Below are 17,893 nucleotides of genomic sequence, written 5' to 3'. Positions count from 1 at the left end.
GCCGGGCAGTCACTGTTTACCACGACGCCTTATGAGCCAGCCAGCGTTCCTGAAGCGCGCTCAGTTGCTGGGCATTGTTTTTCCAGCGATGCGTTGCCTGCAGTTCATCGCGGGTAAATCTGCCCTGATGATACAACCGCGTGACCCGCTCTGACCCGACCGGGATCAGGTTATCCAGCACACTGATCGCCCCCTGACGCTGATTGCAGACCAGCACCATGTCACATCCCGCATTAAGAGACTGCTGCGCCCGCTCCGCATAACTGCCCATCACGGCGGCCCCCTCCATCGACAGATCGTCGGAGAAAATCACGCCGTCAAAGCGCAGCTCCTCGCGCAGCACGGTTTTGAGCCAGTAGGGCGAACCGCTGGCAGGCAGGGGATCAACGTCGGTATAGATGACGTGGGCAGGCATGATGGCATCCAGGGCCTGCTCCGTAATCAGGCTGCTGAAGATCGCCATGTCATGCTCACGCAGCGTCTTCTCATCGCGTGGATCGCGCGGCGTCTCTTTATGCGAATCGGCGCTGACCGCGCCATGCCCCGGAAAATGTTTGCCGGTGGTTTTCATGCCTGCCTCATGCATTCCCGCAATAAAGCGGCGCGCCACGGCCAGCGCGATCGCCGGATCGGCATGGAAGGATCGATCGCCAATTGCGGCGCTGATATGGCCCACGTCGAGCACCGGCGCGAAGCTGATATCGATATCCATCGCGATCATCTCAGCTGCCATCTGCCAGCCCGCCTGCTGTGCCAGCTCGCCGGCGCTCTCTGCGTCGTGCAGCGCCGCAAAAGATTGCATGGCGGGCAGCTGGGTGAAACCGTCGCGGAAACGCTGCACGCGTCCCCCCTCCTGATCCACCGCCACCACCAGCCGGGTGTGCGACGCGGCGCGGATCTGACGCACCAGCTCGGCAAGCTGGGCGGGATCGTGATAGTTGCGGGCAAACAAAATTAACCCGCCGACCAGCGGATGTTGCAGGATCTCGCGATCTTCGCCATCCAGTTCATAGCCGCCGACGTCAAGCATCAGCGGGCCGGGCAAATGTGATTTCATAACCTGAATCCTGTAGCGCAACGCAGGGGCGTCACGCGGTTAAATCTGTTCCCAGCTCTGTCGAGCCAGCTGTTGTAATGTGGCGTCGTCACACTGATCGGCGCGGAGCTGATACCAGCTGGCCATCAGCAGACGCAGCCAGGGCTGCCAGCGTCTGACCTGCTGCGCCAGCGCGGTGAGCGGCAGCTGCATCGCGGCGGCATAGCTAGCCAGCCAGTCGTGCTGATGCTGCGGATCGCAGGCACAGATCGCCGCCAGTTCCAGCGCAACGTCGCCATCGGCGGCATACTCCCAGTCGATCAGCTGCAGTCCCGCCGGGCTCTGTATAACATTCCCGGCGTGCAGATCCATATGCAGCGGTGCCAGCCGCAGCGGCTGCGGTTCCCCCTGCTGTGTCAGGCGTCTGAGCGACCGCAGCCAGCGGTGATTGCGCTGCGGCGTAAGTTGCCAGTAGCGCCATAACAGCGGCAGCAGCAGCAGGCGATAGCCCGTCAGCGGCTGCTGATGCAGCCGTTGCAGCAGCGCCAGAATCTGCGGACGCTGCTGACTGAAACGCGATTCATCCAGCGTCTCGCCCGGACACCAGCTCAGGATAATTCCCTGCCGGTTGCCCGCCACGGGATGCGGCGTGACACCGCTGGCACGCAATTTTCGTAACAGCCGGAATTCGCGCTGCCGCTCCACAAACGGAATAACCGGCTGCGGGGCCGCCCGCGCGATAAAGGTGGCGCGCGGGGTGACAATTTTCTGGCTGTGTCCGGTCAGACCCGCGAGCGGGATAATGGACGCCTTATCAGAGTCGCCGGCGACCTGCTGAATCATCCGCTGCAGCGCGGCATTAATTCTGGGCAATGCCGTTGCCGGACCAGACGATCTCGCCGGTCTGCACCAGCATCAGTTGCATCTGCAGGGTGGGTGCTTTGACATCACCGCTGGCGTTACTGTACAGCACATACTGCGCATTGACGTTGCGCGCCAGACCAATCGCTTTGCTGCGAGAATTAAGGCTGTCATCCGGCGATAAGCCCAGCGCCTGCTTGGCCTGCGCCAGCTGATCGGCGGAAACCAGGGTAAATTTGCCGTTGTTGTTCAGCGCATTCTGGATAGCCGCGGTGGCTTTCTCGCTCTGCAGCGCACCGTTGGTGCTGTTTTTAATCCGATCGACCAGCAGCACGCTGCCCGGTTCGGCGCTGGCGGCCTGCAACATCTTCGCCACCAGCGGCTGAACGCTGGCATCCCAGTTAATGGTGACCAGTTTCGGCGGCTGGGGCACCGGCTGCGGCTGCGGAACGGGCTGCGGTTCAGGTTGCGGAACGGGCTGGACCGGCTCCACAGGCTGGGTCGGTTCAACCGGTGCAGGCTGCTGCTGTTTCACCACACAGCCGGTCAGGATGAGCGCCATCAGAAGCGCTCCGGTACGATTCACACTGCGTATCACGTAGAAGATCCTTAAAGATAGAGATAAAGACGAACCTTGCTGGCTGTCAGGTTACCCAGTTGCGAGGCGGCGACAATGCTTCCCTGCGCCGGAACAGTCACGGTCTGCGCCGGTTCCTGCGGCGTAATTTCCAGTCCTTTATCGTCATACCAGTAGTAACGATAGTGAACAACGACCGGGGCTTCGCGCTGATTATAGAGCACGCTGGTGGCACGTTTCAGTCCATCGTGCTCATCCAGCGCGGGCTCGTCGGTAATGATCCCTGCCGACAGCACAGAGGATTCCATCACCAGTGACTGTGAGGTATTGATCATCGGTTTATCACTGCTGCAGCCCGTCAGGCAGAGCAGGATCGGCAGGCCGGTCAGCCAGGATCGCATAGCACGCTTCCGTTATGGTCAGTTTGAGAGCATCGGGCCCAGCGGTTCGCCACCCACCAGATGCATATGGATGTGATAAACCTCCTGACCCCCATGTTGATTGCAGTTCACAATCAGACGGTAACCATCCTGGTCGATCCCTTCCTGCCGGGCAATTTTCGCTGCGGTGGTGAACATCCGTCCCAGCGCATGTTCATGCGCCGCTTCCACCTCGTTGACCGTCGGAATCAGCACATTCGGCACGATTAAAATATGGGTCGGTGCTTTGGGGGAGATATCGCGGAAGGCAGTGACCAGCTCATCCTGATAAACCACATCAGCGGGGATTTCGCGGCGAATAATTTTACTAAAAATGGTTTCTTCAGCCATGGTGCAATTCCTGTAGCCTGAGTCGTAATCAATGAGTATGCGGGAGAAATTTGTTTTCTTTCAACCTCAGGACCACTTTTCTTGCATTGTTCGCCTGCCTTTGCAGCAGCGACACTTCGCCTCCGCTGATACAGGGTCCACCTGAACAGCTACCCGCCGGAAACCTTTAAAAATGAAACACTGTTTTATAAATTAGATTTTCGCCCCCCTTTTCTTTATCTGATTGCCACTTATTTGCCAGTCGTAGCCAGATTGCGAAGGTTTAGCGCCGCCGTCAGCTCTACTTTTCTAACCAGACCGGGTGAGATGGCCGGCATCACCAGGGATAAATCGCCATACAACCTCAAGGAGCATCCGACATGCGCTCACGTAAAATTGGTCTTGGCCACTATCTGGCCTATGGTTCCGGAGACTTTCTGGGAGCAGGCACCACGGCGCTCACCGCCGCCTGGCTGCTCTATTTCTACACCACTTTTTGTGGCTTAACCCCGATACAGGCCACGCTGATATTTGCGGCAGCGCGCGTGCTGGATGCCGTGGTCAGCCCTTTGATGGGCTTTCTGACCGACAATTTCGGATCGACCTGGCTGGGAAAACGCTTTGGCCGCCGCAGATTCTTTATTCTGCTCGGCATCCCCTGCGTTTTCAGTTACAGCCTGATGTGGGTCAGCGACATGAGTTTCTGGTGGTATCTCACCACTTACCTGCTGTTTGATATCGTCTACACCATGATTCTGGTGCCCTATGAAACGCTGGTGCCGGAAATGACTGACGACTTCAAGCAGAAAACCCGTTTCTCCGGTGCCCGCATCGGCCTGGCGCAGCTCTCAGCGATTCTGGCTGCCTTTCTGCCTGGCATTCTGCTGGGAATGCTGGGCAAAGATAACCCTCTCTCCTTTTTCTATGCCAGCCTGGTGTTCTCGGTGATCTGCGCCCTGGTTCTGGCACTGGTCTGGTATTTTACCTGGGAGCGCCATCCCGATGACTTTTCTGCCGAGTCACGCCGGGCAGAGCTGGAAAAGCAGCAGCTGACGCTGACGCAGAACCTCAGACGACTCTATGTTGAACTGGCTTCAACGCTGCGCATCCGCATTTTTCGCCAGCACCTCGGGATGTATCTCGGCGGCTATATCGCCCAGGATGTGTTCAACGCCGTCTTCACCTGGTATGTCGTGTTTGTGCTGATGCAGAGCGCACAGGTGGCCTCCAGCATGATGGGCACCATGGCGGTGCTGCAGTTTATTGCCGTCATGGCGATGATCCCGCTCTGCATCCGTATCGGGCCTGCCCCCGCCTACCGTCTGGTAGCCATTCTGTTCGGCCTGGCGGCGCTCTCTTACGCCGGATTGTGGTATGCCGGCATGAACGACAATCTTTCGCTGCTGTTAGCGATCTCCGCCCTGGCCGGACTGGGACGCGGCGGCATCAACTATGTGCCGTGGAACACCTATACCTATATCGCCGATGTGGATGAGGTGATCACCGGTCAGCGTCGCGAGGGGATCTTTGCCGGCATCATGACCCTGACCCGCAAAGCCTCTCAGGCCGGTGCCGTCATGCTGGTCGGAATCGTATTGCAACTCTCCGGCTTTGTCTCAGGTCAGGCGACACAGACCCCCTCCGTCAGCCACACCATACTGGCGATCCTGAGCCTCGGCACCTTATCCGTGCTGGCCTGCGGCTTTTTGGTGTCACTGCGCTTCAGGCTCAACCTGCAGACCCACACCGTGCTGCGTCAGGAGACGCTGAAGATGCGTGAAGCGAACCGCACCGTGCCGGAAAATCTCACGCCAGCGGCGCGCGATATCGTGGAGACTCTGGCAGGCATGCCCTATGAAAATCTGTGGGGCAACAACAACATCGGTTTTCTGAATCGTCACAAGCCTGCAGCGGCAAAATACCCGGCCCGCTCTCCGGTCTCCCCTTCTCTGAACCCGACCCTGAACAGGAATAAATCATGACACTCTACCCCGTTAAACAGAGCCTCCTCCTGCGCCAGCCGACCTGGCTGCTGCCGCGCAGCGAACTGGTTCAGCTGATTCAGAAGCTGACGCAAAATCTGATTAATATCACCGACGAAACCGGCGAGTTTCTGCTGCGGCTGGACGATGGCCGGGTGATCGATACCAAAGGCTGGGCGGGCTGGGAATGGACGCACGGTATTGGTCTGTATGGCATGCTGCACTACTATCAGCAGACCGGTGACGCGGAGACGCTGGCGCTCATCGATACATGGTTCGCGCAGCGTCTGGCGGAGGGAACACCGACCAAAAATGTGAATACCGTCTGCCCTTTTCTGACGCTGGCTTATCGTTACGAAGAGACCCGTAACCCGGCCTGGGTGCCGGTGCTGGAGCGCTGGGCAGAATGGGTCATGTATGAGATGCCGCGCACCGAACAGGGCGGCCTGCAGCACATCGTCTACAACAACGAAAACAGCCAGCAGCTCTGGGATGACACGCTGATGATGAGCGTGATGGCGCTGGCTAAAATCGGACAGCTGTTGAAGCGCGATGCGTGGGTCGAGGAAGCAAGCTATCAGTTCCTGCTGCACACGCAGTATCTGATGGATCGCGAAACCGGCCTGTGGTTTCACGGCTGGAACTTCGACGGCCGCCATAATTTCGCCAGGGCGCGCTGGGCGCGCGGCAACAGCTGGGTAACGATCGTGATACCCGACTTCCTGGAGATGATGAACTGGCCTGAGCAGCACGCCACACGCCGTTTTCTGCAGCAGGTGCTGGAGACGCAGGCTGACGCACTCCGAGCCTGCCAGCACCCCAGCGGCTTGTGGCACACCCTGCTCGACGATCCCGACAGTTATCTTGAGGCATCGGCTACCGCCGGGTTTGCATATGGCATTCTGAAAGCCGTCCGCAAACGTTATCTGCCCGCGGCGTATCGCGAGGTGGCCGAAAAGGCGCTGCTCGGCGTGATCGCCCATATTGATGAGGATGGCGAGCTGAAGCAGGTCTCATTTGGTACCGCAATGGGCAGCGACCTGGATTACTACCGCGGAGTTCCCCTGACCTCCATGCCTTACGGTCAGGCGATGGCCCTGCTCTGCCTGACAGAGTATCTGCGCGTCTATCTCTGAATCGCGCCCAAAAAAAAGCCCCGCACAGCGGGGCTTTTTCACAGCGGTGAATCATCACATGCTGCGGATGTAATCATCCATATCTGTTTTCAGGTTATCCGATTTGGTACCGAAGATAGCCTGTACACCGGAACCAGCCACCACCACGCCACGGGCGCCGAGGTTTTTCAGTTCGGTCTGGTCAACTTTACCCACATCGGCAACGCTGACGCGCAGACGTGTGATACAGGCGTCCAGGTTAGTGATGTTCTCTTTACCACCAAACGCAGCCACCAGTTTGCCCGCCATCTCAGAACCGGTCGCAGCAGACTGCTCACTGCTGCTGCTCTCTTCGCGGCCTGGGGTTTTCAGGTCCAGCTTCGCAATCAGAACACGGAAGATGGTGTAGTAAACCAGGCCGTAGATGATACCGATAATCGGGAACAGCCAGATTTTGCTACTGTTACCGCTCAGCACGATAAAGTCGATCAGACCGTGTGAGAAGCTGGTGCCATCACGCATGCCAAGCAGGATACAGATTGGGAATGCCAGACCGGCCAGCAGCGCATGAATCACATACAGGATCGGCGCCACGAACATGAATGAGAATTCAATCGGTTCGGTGATACCGGTCAGGAATGAGGTCAGCGCAGCGGAGATCATGATACCGCCCACTTTGGCACGGTTTTCCGGTTTCGCTGAGTGCCAGATAGCAATCGCCGCAGCCGGCAGACCGTACATTTTGAACAGGAAGCCGCCAGAGAGTTTACCTGCGGTCGGGTCACCCGCCATGTAGCGTGGGATATCGCCGTGGAATACCTGGCCTGCCGCATTGGTGTATTCACCAATCTGCATCTGGAAAGGCACGTTCCAGATGTGATGCAGACCAAATGGCACCAGCGAACGCTCAACGACGCCATAGATACCAAAGGCCACAACCGGGTTCTGGTAGGCTGCCCACTGTGAGAACTCCTGAATCGCCGCACCGACAGGTGGCCAGATGAAGGAGAGCAGCACGCCCAGCACAATCGCTGCCAGACCAGAGATGATCGGCACAAAGCGTTTACCGGCGAAGAAGCCCAGATATTCAGGCAGCTTGATACGGTAGAAGCGGTTGAACATGTAGGCCGCGATGGAACCGGCGATAATCCCGCCGAGAACCCCGGTGTCGGCGAGGTGTTTTGCCTCGATCTCCGCCGCAGAGAGATGCAGCACCAGAGGTGCCACAACCGCCATGGTTTTCACCATGATGCCATAGGCGACAACGGCGGCCAGCGCCGACACGCCGTCATTATTGGTAAAGCCCAGCGCGACACCGATCGCGAAGATCAGCGGCATGTTGGCAAACACCGATCCACCCGCTTCTGCCATTACATGCGAAACCACTGCAGGCAACCAGCTGAAATTGGCTGAACCGACCCCTAATAAAATACCGGCGATCGGCAGAACCGAAACCGGCAGCATCAGCGATTTACCGACCTTTTGAAGGTTGGCAAAAGCATTTTTGAACATAGCGTGAAGCTCCTGAGTATGAGTGCATATTTGCGCAGTGCGCGTGGCAAAGAGGGAGGATTCTTTGCCGGGGTGGCGGTAACCGCCTTTTGATTTATTACGAAGGGTAAAATAAATACCGCCCTGTTACTTTGACGGCTATCACGTTTCAACAATCCCGGCTGCGCACTTTACGAAATTTCTCACTGACCTGCACGATAAACCGGCGATAAAAAGCTGACCCTGTCTTTAAAAACAGGGTCATATGAGCAGATGACAGATTAATTACAGAGGCTGAAATAAAAACCGGGTTCAGGCACCCAGCTGGCTCATCGGAATATGGAACAGTGTAGAGAAGTTCTGCGTGGTGGCGGCGGCCAGGGTTTCCATATCCACCCCTTTCAGCACGGCCAGATATTCGGCCACGTCGCGGGTATAGGCAGGCTGATTCTCTTTACCCCGGTAAGGCACCGGCGCCAGATAAGGCGAATCTGTTTCCACCAGCATCCGATCCAGCGGCACGTAGCGAGCGGCTTCCCGCAACTGTTCGGCATTACGGAAGGTGACAATCCCGGAGAAGGAGATATAAAAGCCCATATCCAGCAGCTTCGCGGCAGTGGGCTGATCCTCGGTAAAGCAGTGTAGCACGCCGCCGCAGCGCTCAACCTGCTCTTCACGCAGAATGGCCAGCGTGTCGTCACGCGCATCACGAGTGTGGACGATGATCGGCTTGTTCAGTGCAATACCGGTACGGATATGTTCCCGGAATGAGCGCTGCTGCTGCTCTCTGGTCTCGGGCTGATAGTGGTAATCCAGCCCGGTTTCACCCAGCGCCACCACACGGGGATCGGCGGAGAGCCGGCGGAACTCCTCAACGTCATAAGCCTCTTCCTGATTCAGCGGATGAACACCGCAGGAGAGCGCAATGTTCTGCCGATCGCCGACCAGCTTTTTCAGGGTATGAAAACCCGGCAGCGTGGTGGCGATGGCCAGCATGAATTTCACATCCCGGGCCGCCGCTTTGGCGATCACATCATCGAGGTCGCGGTGGTTCTTTTCATAATCCAGGCCATCAAGATGGCAATGGGAATCAACAATAAACATAAGTAGTCTCAGACAGGTTTAGCGGATCAGGGTGGGCTTTTCGGTCTCTGCCCAGCAGAGAAGCTGATCCGTCAGCAGGAGTTCACGGTTCACCGACGCGACATGCAGTAGCTGCTCACGACAGCGCATCCAGGCGCGGGTGCTGTTATCGAGTGCGCTGGCCGGGAAGTGGGCGGCCAGCAGCGCCACCACATCCTGGCGGTCGCCGTTGCTCAGCCACTGCGTCGCATTCTGCTGCCACTTCATCGCATCCAGCAGCAGGGAGAGCAGCCAGCCGATGCGGGTAGCCGCATCTTCCGCATTCAGCACCGGCAGCAGTTGCAGGATGTCGTGCTGCAGCGCCGCAGGCAGCGCATCGCACAGCTTCTGCCGGGCCTGCCACGGCCCGGTTTCCAGCAGATTTAACGCCGCACCGGGCGCACCGGCGCTCAGCCGCAGTGCCGCCAGCAGCATCTGTTCATCGTGCGAAGCGTGCTTTTTCAGCCAGAGCAGGCTCTGGCTTTCATCCGGTGGCGTCAGCGACAGCGTCATACAGCGACTGCGCAGTGTCGCCAGCAGACGCGAAGGATCGCGACTGCTGAGGAAGAACCAGCTGTTGGCTGGCGGCTCTTCCAGCGTTTTCAGCAGGGCGTTGGCGGCCGCCTCCGAGAGCTGCGCGGCATCGGGCAGCCAGACCACTTTCGCGCCACCCTGCTGACCGAAGTGATAAAGCTTTTCCGTCACCTGCCGCACCGCATCGATGCCCAGGGTACTTTTGCCCTTCTCCGCCTCAAGTCGATACCAGTCCGGGTGGGTATTCGCCTGCATCAGCTGGCAGCCGTGACACACGCCGCAACTTTTCAGGCCGTCTGGCTGCTGGCACATCAGCCAGCGACTTATCCCCCAGACCAGCGCCTCATCGCCCATGCCAGACATCGCCTGGATCAGCAGCGCATGATGCGCCCGATCCTCCTGATGCTGGCCAATCACATGGCGATAAGGCTGGTTCAGCCACGGATACCAGTTCATTACGCCTGCTCCAGCAGCCACTGATCCAGGGCCGACTGAAGTGACGCTGTCACGTCATCCAGCGATTGCGTTGCATCAATGGTCAGAATCGTCGGGTCGTTGTCCGCCAGCGCCAGGTAACGCGCGCGGGTACGCTCAAAGAAGCGCAGCGACTCCTGCTCAATGCGGTCCAGCTCACCACGCGCCCGCGCACGCTGCAGGCCGATTTCCGGGGTGACATCCAGGTAAAGCGTCAGATCAGGGCGGAAGTCGCCCAGCACGGCATCGCGCAGCGTCTGCATCAGATCGCTGTCGAGTCCGCGACCGCCCCCCTGATAGGCCTGAGAGGAGAGATCGTGGCGATCGCCGATCACCCAGGCGCCGCGGGCCAGCGCCGGTTTGATCACGGTCTCCACCAGCTGAACCCGCGCCGCATAGAGCATCAGCAGTTCCGCTTTATCCGTGACCTGCTCGCCCTCAATACCCTGCTTCACCAGCACCCGGAGCTGTTCGGCCAGCGGCGTGCCGCCAGGTTCACGGGTAAAGACCAGATCGGTGATGCCGCGGGCGTGCAGCGTGGCAACGATGGCGTCGCGCGCGGTGGTTTTGCCGGCGCCTTCCAGGCCTTCGATGACGATAAACTTACTGTTCATTTTTTTCCTTTAGCGACTGCCGGTACACCTGCACCGCCTGGTTGTGACTGGCCAGATTGGTAGTAAAGGTATGACCGCCCTTGCCGTCCGCCACGAAGTAGAGATAGTTGGTTTTCTCGGGATGCGCGGCCGCCAGCAGAGAAGCCTTACCCGGCATCGCGATCGGGCCAGGCGGCAGGCCGTTAATCATATAGGTATTGTAATCGCTGGCGGTCTCAAGATCTTTACGGGTGAGTGACCCATTGTAGCGATCGCCCATGCCGTAGATCACGGTCGGGTCGGTCTGCAGGCGCATCCCGGTCCGCAGCCGGTTGATAAAGACGGAAGCGACGCGCGCGCGCTCCTGGCTGACGCCCGTCTCTTTTTCGATGATGGAGGCCATCGTGACCAGATCCTGAGGCGTTTTATAGGGCAGATTATCCGCCCGTCCCTGCCAGATCTCGTCGATGGTTTTTTTCATCCGCTCATGGGCGCGTTCCAGCAGGGCCATGTCCGTGGTGTTCGCCGTATAGAGATAGGTGTCCGGAAAGAAGTTCCCCTCCAGCTGCGCAGGCTCAACTTTGAGGGCGCTGGCCAGGGTGGAAAACTGATCGTCTTTCAGCGTATGACGGATATAGGGCGCTTTACGCAGCTCACTCAGCCACTCTTTGAGCCGCTGCCCCTCCACAAACCGCACCGGAAACTGCGCCTCTTTACCGCTCGCCAGCAGCTGTAACAGCGCGCGTACCGTCATCTTTGGCTCCAGGCGATAGGTTCCCGCCTTGAAGGTGGCCAGTTCCGGCTCCAGACGCAATAGCGCACCAAACCAGATGCTGCGCGGAATGATCTTCTGATCTTCCAGCTGCGCCTCCAGCGCCACCCGGCCCGTACCGGCGGGCAGTGTGTAGATCTTCTCCTGCTGCAGCGTTAACGGGGTCGCCGCAAACTGCTTAATCTGCCAGTAGCTCACTCCCGCCGCGAGCCCTGCTACCGCCAGCAACGTCACGAGAATTTTTTTGCTTCGAGTCATGATGCTTCCATTATCTTTTCACAGCCTGCCTGTAACTGAGTAAACAGCAGGCGCTCAGTAAACTGTACCGCCTCGATCTGTCGGACCGGCAGAACCGGCATCAGCGCATTACAGATGACGACTTCATCCGCAGCCAGCAGCTGCGCCGGTTCGCTTTGTACGACATGGCAAGCCTGGCCCGTGGCCGCAAGTTGCGCCATCAGACTCCGCCGCATAATGCCATCCACCCCCGACGCGGAGAGATCGGGCGTGAAAATCTGACTGCCCTGGCGCCAGAATAAATTGGCCGCACAGCATTCCACCACCCAACCTTCAGTGTCAAGCACCAGCGCCTCGTCGGCGTCCGTCTGGTCAAGATGAGCTCTGATCATCACCTGCTCAAGGCGATTCAGGTGTTTGATACCGGCAAACTGCGCGTTTCGCGCCAGGCGGATTGGGCTGATGCGGAGGGAGGCGCCCCGCTGCTGTAATCCGGCGTAGTGCTGCGGCCAGGGTGCCAGCGAAACGATTCGGGTCGGTTCGCCACAGCCATGACGACTGTAGCCGCGTCCGCCACTGCCCGCGCTGATGATGACCTTCAGCACCGCCTGAGGCTGCTGGTGCGCAGCCGCTCTCATCTCTGTTTCGAGCCGATGCCAGTCAACGCCCTCGATCCATAGCCGCTCGCAGCCCTGTCTGAGCCGCTGCAGATGGCTTTCCAGCAGCACAATGTTGCCCTGCTGCACGGCGGCGGTGGTAAAGCAGCCATCCCCGAACTGCAGCCCCCGGTCAGTGGCAGCCAGCGTCGGTTTTCTGATCCCGTTAATCCACATGGTTCTCTCCTGAGCCCGTTCCACCCTGTCAGCGTCCGCCGCAGGATAAAAAAAGGCCCGCATCGCGGGCCTTGTCAGCTATCTGCAACGATTACACCTTGCGGAAGATCAGGGAACCGTTGGTACCGCCGAAGCCAAAGGAGTTACACAGCGTATACTCCAGGCCAGAAACCTGACGCGCGGTGTGCGGCACGAAATCGAGATCGCAGCCTTCATCCGGATTGTCGAGGTTAATGGTCGGTGGAACCGCCTGGTCGCGCAGTGCCAGAATCGAGTAGATCGATTCTACCGCGCCCGCTGCGCCGAGCAGATGCCCGGTCATGGATTTGGTTGAGCTCACCATGACTTTACTGGCCGCTGCGCCAAACACTGATTTCACCGCCTGGGCTTCGGCCTTATCACCCGCTGGCGTGGAAGTGCCGTGTGCGTTGACATAGCCGATCTGCTCTGGCGTGAGCTGCGCATCGCGCAGCGCGTTGACCATCGCCGCCGCAGCGCCTGAGCCATCTTCGGGAGGTGATGTCATGTGGTAAGCATCGCTGCTCATGCCAAAACCGACGATTTCCGCATAGATTTTCGCACCACGTTTCTTCGCATGTTCGTACTCTTCAAGTACCACGATGCCCGCGCCGTCACCCAGCACGAAACCATCACGATCTTTATCCCACGGGCGGCTGGCCGCTTGCGGATTGTCGTTACGGGTTGAGAGAGCACGCGCCGCGCCAAAACCACCTACGCCTAATGGCGTACTGGCTTTCTCTGTGCCACCTGCCAGCATCACGTCAGCATCGTTATAGGCGATGATACGTGCGGCATGACCGATGTTATGCACACCAGAGGTACAGGCTGTCGCGATAGAGATGCTTGGACCTTTCAGGCCATACATAATGGTGAGATGACCCGCCACCATGTTGACGATGGTTGAAGGCACAAAGAACGGACTGATTTTGCGTGGGCCGCCGTTGACCAGTGAAGAGTGGTTCTCTTCAATCAGGCCCAGGCCACCGATGCCGGAACCAATTGCTGCACCCATACGGCTTGCATTTTCCTCGGTCACAACCAGACCGCTATCCTGCATAGCCTGAATACCGGCCACAATGCCGTACTGGATGAATTCATCCATCTTGCGCTGATCTTTGCGCGAGATGAAATCATCACAATTGAAATCTCTTACCAGACCTGCAAAACGCGTTGCATAAGCACTGGTATCAAAATGGTCGATCAGGTTAATGCCGCTCTGACCGGCAAGGAGAGCACTCCAGGTAGACTCTACGGTATTGCCGACAGGAGACAACATGCCAAGACCAGTCACAACTACACGACGCTTAGACACGTTCGTCCTCCAGGGAGGGAAAATAGGGAACTATGTGGGACAAATAAAAAAAATCAGGCGGTCGAGCGACCGCCTGAAGGTATTCATTAGCCTTTATGGCTATTGATGTAGTCGATCGCTGCCTGAACGGTAGTGATTTTCTCAGCTTCTTCGTCTGGAATCTCAGTATCAAACTCTTCTTCCAGAGCCATCACCAGCTCAACGGTATCAAGAGAATCGGCACCCAGGTCTTCTACGAAAGATGCAGAGTTGGTGACTTCTTCCTCTTTCACACCCAGCTGCTCACTGATGATTTTCTTAACGCGTTGTTCGATATCGCTCATACTATTTAATTTCCTATCAAAACTCGCTTACGCGATGGTTTTCGTAGTGTATAAAATGGTGAAAAAGATGCAACAAAATCCCGGCTGGTCGAACCACGATTTTGCGTTATTTTGCGGTTTTAACCGCAAATAAAGCAAATGTTTTCGTGATTTATCAGACCATGTACATTCCGCCATTGACGTGCAGCGTTTCACCAGTGATGTAGGCTGCTTCGTCAGAGGCTAAAAATGCCACAGCATTGGCGATTTCCTGTGCATCGCCTAAGCGACCCGCAGGGACTTCCGCCAAAATACCGGAACGCTGATCTTCGTTCAGTGCCCGCGTCATGTCAGTCTCAATGAAGCCTGGAGCCACGACGTTGACGGTAATGCCACGTGACGCGATTTCGCGCGCCAGTGATTTGCTAAAGCCAATTAAACCCGCTTTTGCTGCCGCGTAGTTTGCCTGGCCCGCATTACCCATGGTGCCGACAACGGAACCAATGGTGATGATACGGCCCACGCGCTTTTTCATCATGGCACGCAGAACCGCCTTAGAAAGGCGGAATACCGATGTGAGGTTGGTATCCAGGATATCCTGCCACTCATCGTCCTTCATGCGCATGAGAAGATTATCACGCGTAATGCCTGCATTATTGACTAAGATATCCACTTCGCCAAATTCCGCGCGAATATTCTCTAAAACGCTGTCGATTGAGCCAGCGTCAGTCACATTCAGTAACAGACCTTTTCCCTTGTCGCCAAGGTAAGCACTGATGGCGTCGGCGCCACTCTGGCTGGTTGCAGTCCCGACTACTTTGGCGCCACGCGCCGCCAGGGTTTCTGCAATCGCACGACCAATGCCGCGACTCGCGCCGGTTACCAGCGCAACTTTACCTTCAAAGCTCATGATTTTCCTCTTATTCCTTACCGAGTGCCGCTGACAGGGAGGCCGTATCGTTTACGGCAGCCGCGGTCAGACTATCGACAATGCGTTTCGTCAGTCCGGTCAGGACTTTGCCTGGGCCTATCTCCAGCAGCTGCGAGACGCCCTGGGCCGCCATCGCTTCCACGCTTTCGGTCCAGCGAACCGGGCTGTAGAGCTGGCGAACCAGCGCATGACGGATTGCCGCCGCGTCAGTTTCGGCTTTCACATCGACGTTATTGATCACCGGCACCGCAGGCGCATTAAACGTGATGTTTTCCAGCGCCACGGCCAGCTTATCCGCAGCCGGCTTCATCAGTGCGCAGTGAGACGGCACGCTGACCGGCAGTGGCAGAGCACGCTTCGCGCCCGCCGCTTTACAGGCCGCACCGGCACGCTCAACGGCTTCTTTGTTACCCGCGATGACCACCTGACCCGGCGAGTTGAAGTTCACCGGTGAAACGACCTGACCCTGCGCGCTCTCTTCACACGCCTGGCGGATCGCCGCGTCATCCAGGCCGATAATCGCCTGCATTGCGCCCGTGCCTTCCGGCACCGCTTCCTGCATCAGCTTGCCGCGCAGTTCAACCAGCTTCACGGCATCGGCGAAGTTAATCACGCCCGCACAGACCAGCGCCGAATATTCGCCGAGGCTGTGACCGGCCATCAGGCGAGGCTGTTCACCGCCCTGCTGCTGCCAGATCCGGTAGATGGCCACGGACGCGGCTAGCAGCGCAGGCTGCGTCTGCCAGGTTTTGTTCAGCTCTTCGGCCGGACCCTGACTGACTAACTGCCACAGGTCATATCCCAGTGCGTCAGAAGCTTCACGGAAGGTCTCTTCCACCAGCGGATAGCTTGCTGCTAATTCAGTCAGCATGCCCACGGTCTGTGAACCCTGACCGGGAAAAACAAATGCAAATTGCGTCATCTTTCGTTCCTGTCAATCAAAAGCGAACCAGCGCAGAACCCCAGGTGAATCCACCACCAAAGGCTTCCAGCAGAATAAGGTGTCCGGGTTTGATGCGGCCATCGCGCACCGCTTCATCCAGTGCGCTTGGCACTGAGGCGGCAGAGGTGTTGCCGTGACGATCCAGCGTGACGACCACTTTATCCATGGTCATGCCAAGTTTTTTCGCCGTGGCGCTGATGATGCGCAGGTTCGCCTGGTGAGGCACCAGCCAGTCGAGCATTTCACGATCGAGGTTATTGGCCTGCAGCGTTTCATCGACGATGTGCGCCAGTTCGGTCACGGCGACCTTGAAGACTTCATTGCCGGCCATGGTGACATAGGCGGGCTGATCCTGATGAGCTCGGTCCTGATAAGGCAGCGTCAGCAGCTGCGCATAGCGGCCATCCGCATGAAGATGAGTAGAGATGATCCCCTGCTCTTCGCTCTGACCCAGCACAACGGCTCCGGCCCCATCGCCAAACAGGATAATCGTGCCGCGATCTTCCGGATCCAGCGCGCGCGCCAGCACGTCAGCGCCGATCACCAGCGCATGCTTAACCGCGCCATTTTTGATGTATTGATCGGCGACGCTCAGAGCATAGGTGAAACCTGCACAGGCGGCCGCAAGGTCAAACGCCGCGCAATCTTTAATCTCCAGCATTTGCTGGATCATGCAGGCGGAACTGGGGAAAGCATGGCTGGAAGAGGTTGTGGCGACAATGATCAGCCCAACGTCGTTCGCATCGATCCCTGCCATTTCAAGGGCGCGTTGTGCCGCGCTGAATCCCATGGTGGCGACGGTTTCATCTGGCGCGGCAATGCGACGCTCACGGATGCCGGTACGGGTAACAATCCACTCGTCCGACGTCTCCACCATTTTTTCCAGATCGGCATTGGTGCGAACCTGGCTGGGCAGATAACTGCCCGTACCGATAATTTTGGTATACATCTAGGCTTTGTCACTCCTGGCTAATACAGCATCAAGGCGCGCAGCAATTCGCTCGGGAATGTGCTGCCTCACCGCCTGCTCTGCCTGTTCTATCGCCACGGCGAAGGCGTGTTGATTTGCTGCGCCGTGACTCTTGATCACTGTTCCGCGCAATCCTAACAGACAAGCGCCATTGTACTGGTCAGGGTTGAGTTGCCCGAATCGCTTCGCCAGACGTTTCTGAATCCAGCGTCCCAGCAACGTCAGCCACCATGACCGTTTTTTGCCTTCCCCTGATGACTTCAGCAGAGAAAGAAACATTCTTACCACGCCTTCCATCGTCTTCAGCGTGACATTTCCGACAAAACCGTCACAGACCATGACATCCGTTTTGCCGGTGAGCAACTCGTTACCTTCGAGGTAACCAATATAGTTGATCTGCGGTGATTCCCGCAGCATTACCGCGGCATCGCGGATCGTTTCCAGCCCTTTGGTCTCTTCATGACCAATATTGAGCAAGGCCACGCGGGGCCGTGGGATGCCCAGCACATGCTCAGCCATCACCGACCCCATCACCGCAAACTGCACCAGCATCGCACTGTCTGAGCCCACATTCGCACCCAGATCCAGCACCACGGTTTTACCCTGCTGCTGATGCGGTAAAACGGACATCAGCGCCGGACGTTTAATGCCATCCAGCGGCTTTAATAACAGCGTCGACAGCCCCATCAGCGCACCGGTATTTCCGGCGCTGATGCAGGCCGCTGCACGTCCCTCTTTGACCATCTCCAGAGCGACGCGCATCGAACTGCCGCGACTGTTCCGGATGGCCTGAGCGGGCCGCGCATCACTTGCAATAACCGATTCGGCAGGGATAACCTGCAAACGCCCCGTGAGGGAGGAATCCGCTTTGGCAAGCAATGGCATGAGAGTGTCGGGATGTCCGACCAGAAGAAGGAATAGATCCGAATGAGAGGCCAGTGCCTGCAATGCTGCAGGCACTGTCACGCAGGGACCGAAATCCCCGCCCATGGCATCAATCGCCAGGGTCAAACGTGTCAAGGTATCGCCTTGCTAAGC

The 17,893-nt window shown here is 57.8% G+C and carries 19 protein-coding genes; 2 read left to right on the top strand and 17 right to left on the bottom strand.

Translation table 11 applies throughout. From position 1 onward, the window contains the following. Positions 1-16 precede the first annotated feature (16 nt). From nagZ to hinT, 5 genes are read right to left on the bottom strand one after another with little or no spacing between them, the layout of a single operon-like run. Positions 17-1,057: a beta-N-acetylhexosaminidase gene (nagZ, locus tag ACNY69_RS03340; protein WP_293774036.1), complete on the bottom strand. Its 1,041-nt coding sequence runs from the start codon at positions 1,055-1,057 to the stop codon at positions 17-19. 39 nt (positions 1,058-1,096) lie between these two features. Continuing rightward, on the bottom strand, positions 1,097-1,879 hold the full coding sequence (gene thiK / locus ACNY69_RS03335; protein ID WP_418797363.1) for a thiamine kinase: 783 nt from the start codon (positions 1,877-1,879) through the stop codon (positions 1,097-1,099). A gap of 16 nt (positions 1,880-1,895) precedes the next feature. Then, the gene (lpoB, locus tag ACNY69_RS03330) at positions 1,896-2,495 is read right to left on the bottom strand and encodes a penicillin-binding protein activator LpoB (protein ID WP_111138659.1); all 600 of its coding nucleotides are present in this window, start codon (positions 2,493-2,495) and stop codon (positions 1,896-1,898) included. A gap of 11 nt (positions 2,496-2,506) precedes the next feature. After that, the gene (locus ACNY69_RS03325; protein WP_111138658.1) at positions 2,507-2,875 is read right to left on the bottom strand and encodes a YcfL family putative periplasmic lipoprotein; all 369 of its coding nucleotides are present in this window, start codon (positions 2,873-2,875) and stop codon (positions 2,507-2,509) included. An 18-nt stretch (positions 2,876-2,893) separates the two neighbouring features. Beyond that, complete coding sequence (hinT, locus tag ACNY69_RS03320; protein ID WP_111138657.1) at positions 2,894-3,244, bottom strand: purine nucleoside phosphoramidase; 351 nt, start codon at positions 3,242-3,244, stop codon at positions 2,894-2,896. A 359-nt stretch (positions 3,245-3,603) separates the two neighbouring features. Here hinT and ACNY69_RS03315 point away from each other — a divergent pair, with 359 nt between their 5' ends. After that, positions 3,604-5,205, top strand: a complete 1,602-nt coding sequence (locus tag ACNY69_RS03315; protein ID WP_111138656.1) for an MFS transporter — start codon at positions 3,604-3,606, stop codon at positions 5,203-5,205. Further along, positions 5,202-6,341 (top strand): beta-galactosidase BglB, encoded by a 1,140-nt coding sequence (bglB, locus tag ACNY69_RS03310; protein WP_418797302.1) that lies wholly within the window; start codon positions 5,202-5,204, stop codon positions 6,339-6,341. The genes ACNY69_RS03315 and bglB overlap by 4 nt, the downstream gene beginning before the upstream one ends. 54 nt (positions 6,342-6,395) lie before the next feature. Here bglB and ptsG read toward each other — a convergent pair whose 3' ends face one another. The 12 genes from ptsG to plsX form a co-directional block, all read right to left on the bottom strand. Continuing rightward, the gene (gene ptsG, locus ACNY69_RS03305; RefSeq protein WP_111138654.1) at positions 6,396-7,832 is read right to left on the bottom strand and encodes a PTS glucose transporter subunit IIBC; all 1,437 of its coding nucleotides are present in this window, start codon (positions 7,830-7,832) and stop codon (positions 6,396-6,398) included. A 291-nt stretch (positions 7,833-8,123) separates the two neighbouring features. Next, positions 8,124-8,915 carry a metal-dependent hydrolase gene (locus ACNY69_RS03300; RefSeq protein ID WP_111138653.1) on the bottom strand — a complete coding sequence of 264 codons (792 nt, stop codon included), beginning with the start codon at positions 8,913-8,915 and terminating at the stop codon, positions 8,124-8,126. A gap of 18 nt (positions 8,916-8,933) precedes the next feature. After that, on the bottom strand, positions 8,934-9,923 hold the full coding sequence (holB, locus tag ACNY69_RS03295) for a DNA polymerase III subunit delta' (RefSeq protein WP_111138652.1): 990 nt from the start codon (positions 9,921-9,923) through the stop codon (positions 8,934-8,936). Further along, positions 9,923-10,555, bottom strand: coding sequence for a dTMP kinase (gene tmk, locus ACNY69_RS03290; RefSeq protein ID WP_111138651.1), 633 nt, complete (start codon positions 10,553-10,555; stop codon positions 9,923-9,925). The genes holB and tmk overlap by 1 nt, the downstream gene beginning before the upstream one ends. Further along, on the bottom strand, positions 10,545-11,564 hold the full coding sequence (mltG, locus tag ACNY69_RS03285) for an endolytic transglycosylase MltG (protein ID WP_418797301.1): 1,020 nt from the start codon (positions 11,562-11,564) through the stop codon (positions 10,545-10,547). The genes tmk and mltG overlap by 11 nt, the downstream gene beginning before the upstream one ends. Beyond that, positions 11,561-12,376, bottom strand: a complete 816-nt coding sequence (pabC, locus tag ACNY69_RS03280; protein WP_111138649.1) for an aminodeoxychorismate lyase — start codon at positions 12,374-12,376, stop codon at positions 11,561-11,563. The genes mltG and pabC overlap by 4 nt, the downstream gene beginning before the upstream one ends. 91 nt (positions 12,377-12,467) lie before the next feature. Beyond that, the gene (gene fabF, locus ACNY69_RS03275; protein WP_111138648.1) at positions 12,468-13,709 is read right to left on the bottom strand and encodes a beta-ketoacyl-ACP synthase II; all 1,242 of its coding nucleotides are present in this window, start codon (positions 13,707-13,709) and stop codon (positions 12,468-12,470) included. Between the two features lie 86 nt (positions 13,710-13,795). Further along, positions 13,796-14,032 carry an acyl carrier protein gene (gene acpP, locus ACNY69_RS03270; protein WP_003849865.1) on the bottom strand — a complete coding sequence of 79 codons (237 nt, stop codon included), beginning with the start codon at positions 14,030-14,032 and terminating at the stop codon, positions 13,796-13,798. 154 nt (positions 14,033-14,186) lie between these two features. After that, positions 14,187-14,921, bottom strand: coding sequence for a 3-oxoacyl-ACP reductase FabG (fabG, locus tag ACNY69_RS03265; protein ID WP_111138647.1), 735 nt, complete (start codon positions 14,919-14,921; stop codon positions 14,187-14,189). A gap of 10 nt (positions 14,922-14,931) precedes the next feature. Continuing rightward, positions 14,932-15,864 carry an ACP S-malonyltransferase gene (gene fabD / locus ACNY69_RS03260; RefSeq protein ID WP_111138646.1) on the bottom strand — a complete coding sequence of 311 codons (933 nt, stop codon included), beginning with the start codon at positions 15,862-15,864 and terminating at the stop codon, positions 14,932-14,934. A gap of 16 nt (positions 15,865-15,880) precedes the next feature. Beyond that, entirely contained in the window at positions 15,881-16,834 is a 954-nt protein-coding gene (locus tag ACNY69_RS03255) for a beta-ketoacyl-ACP synthase III (protein WP_098050954.1), read from the bottom strand. Next, complete coding sequence (plsX, locus tag ACNY69_RS03250; protein ID WP_367396247.1) at positions 16,835-17,875, bottom strand: phosphate acyltransferase PlsX; 1,041 nt, start codon at positions 17,873-17,875, stop codon at positions 16,835-16,837. Between the last annotated feature and the right edge of the window lie 18 nt (positions 17,876-17,893).

This window comes from Pantoea graminicola (assembly GCF_048452665.1).
Taxonomy (GTDB): domain Bacteria; phylum Pseudomonadota; class Gammaproteobacteria; order Enterobacterales; family Enterobacteriaceae; genus Pantoea.
This window is presented reverse-complemented; position numbering and strand designations above follow the sequence as displayed.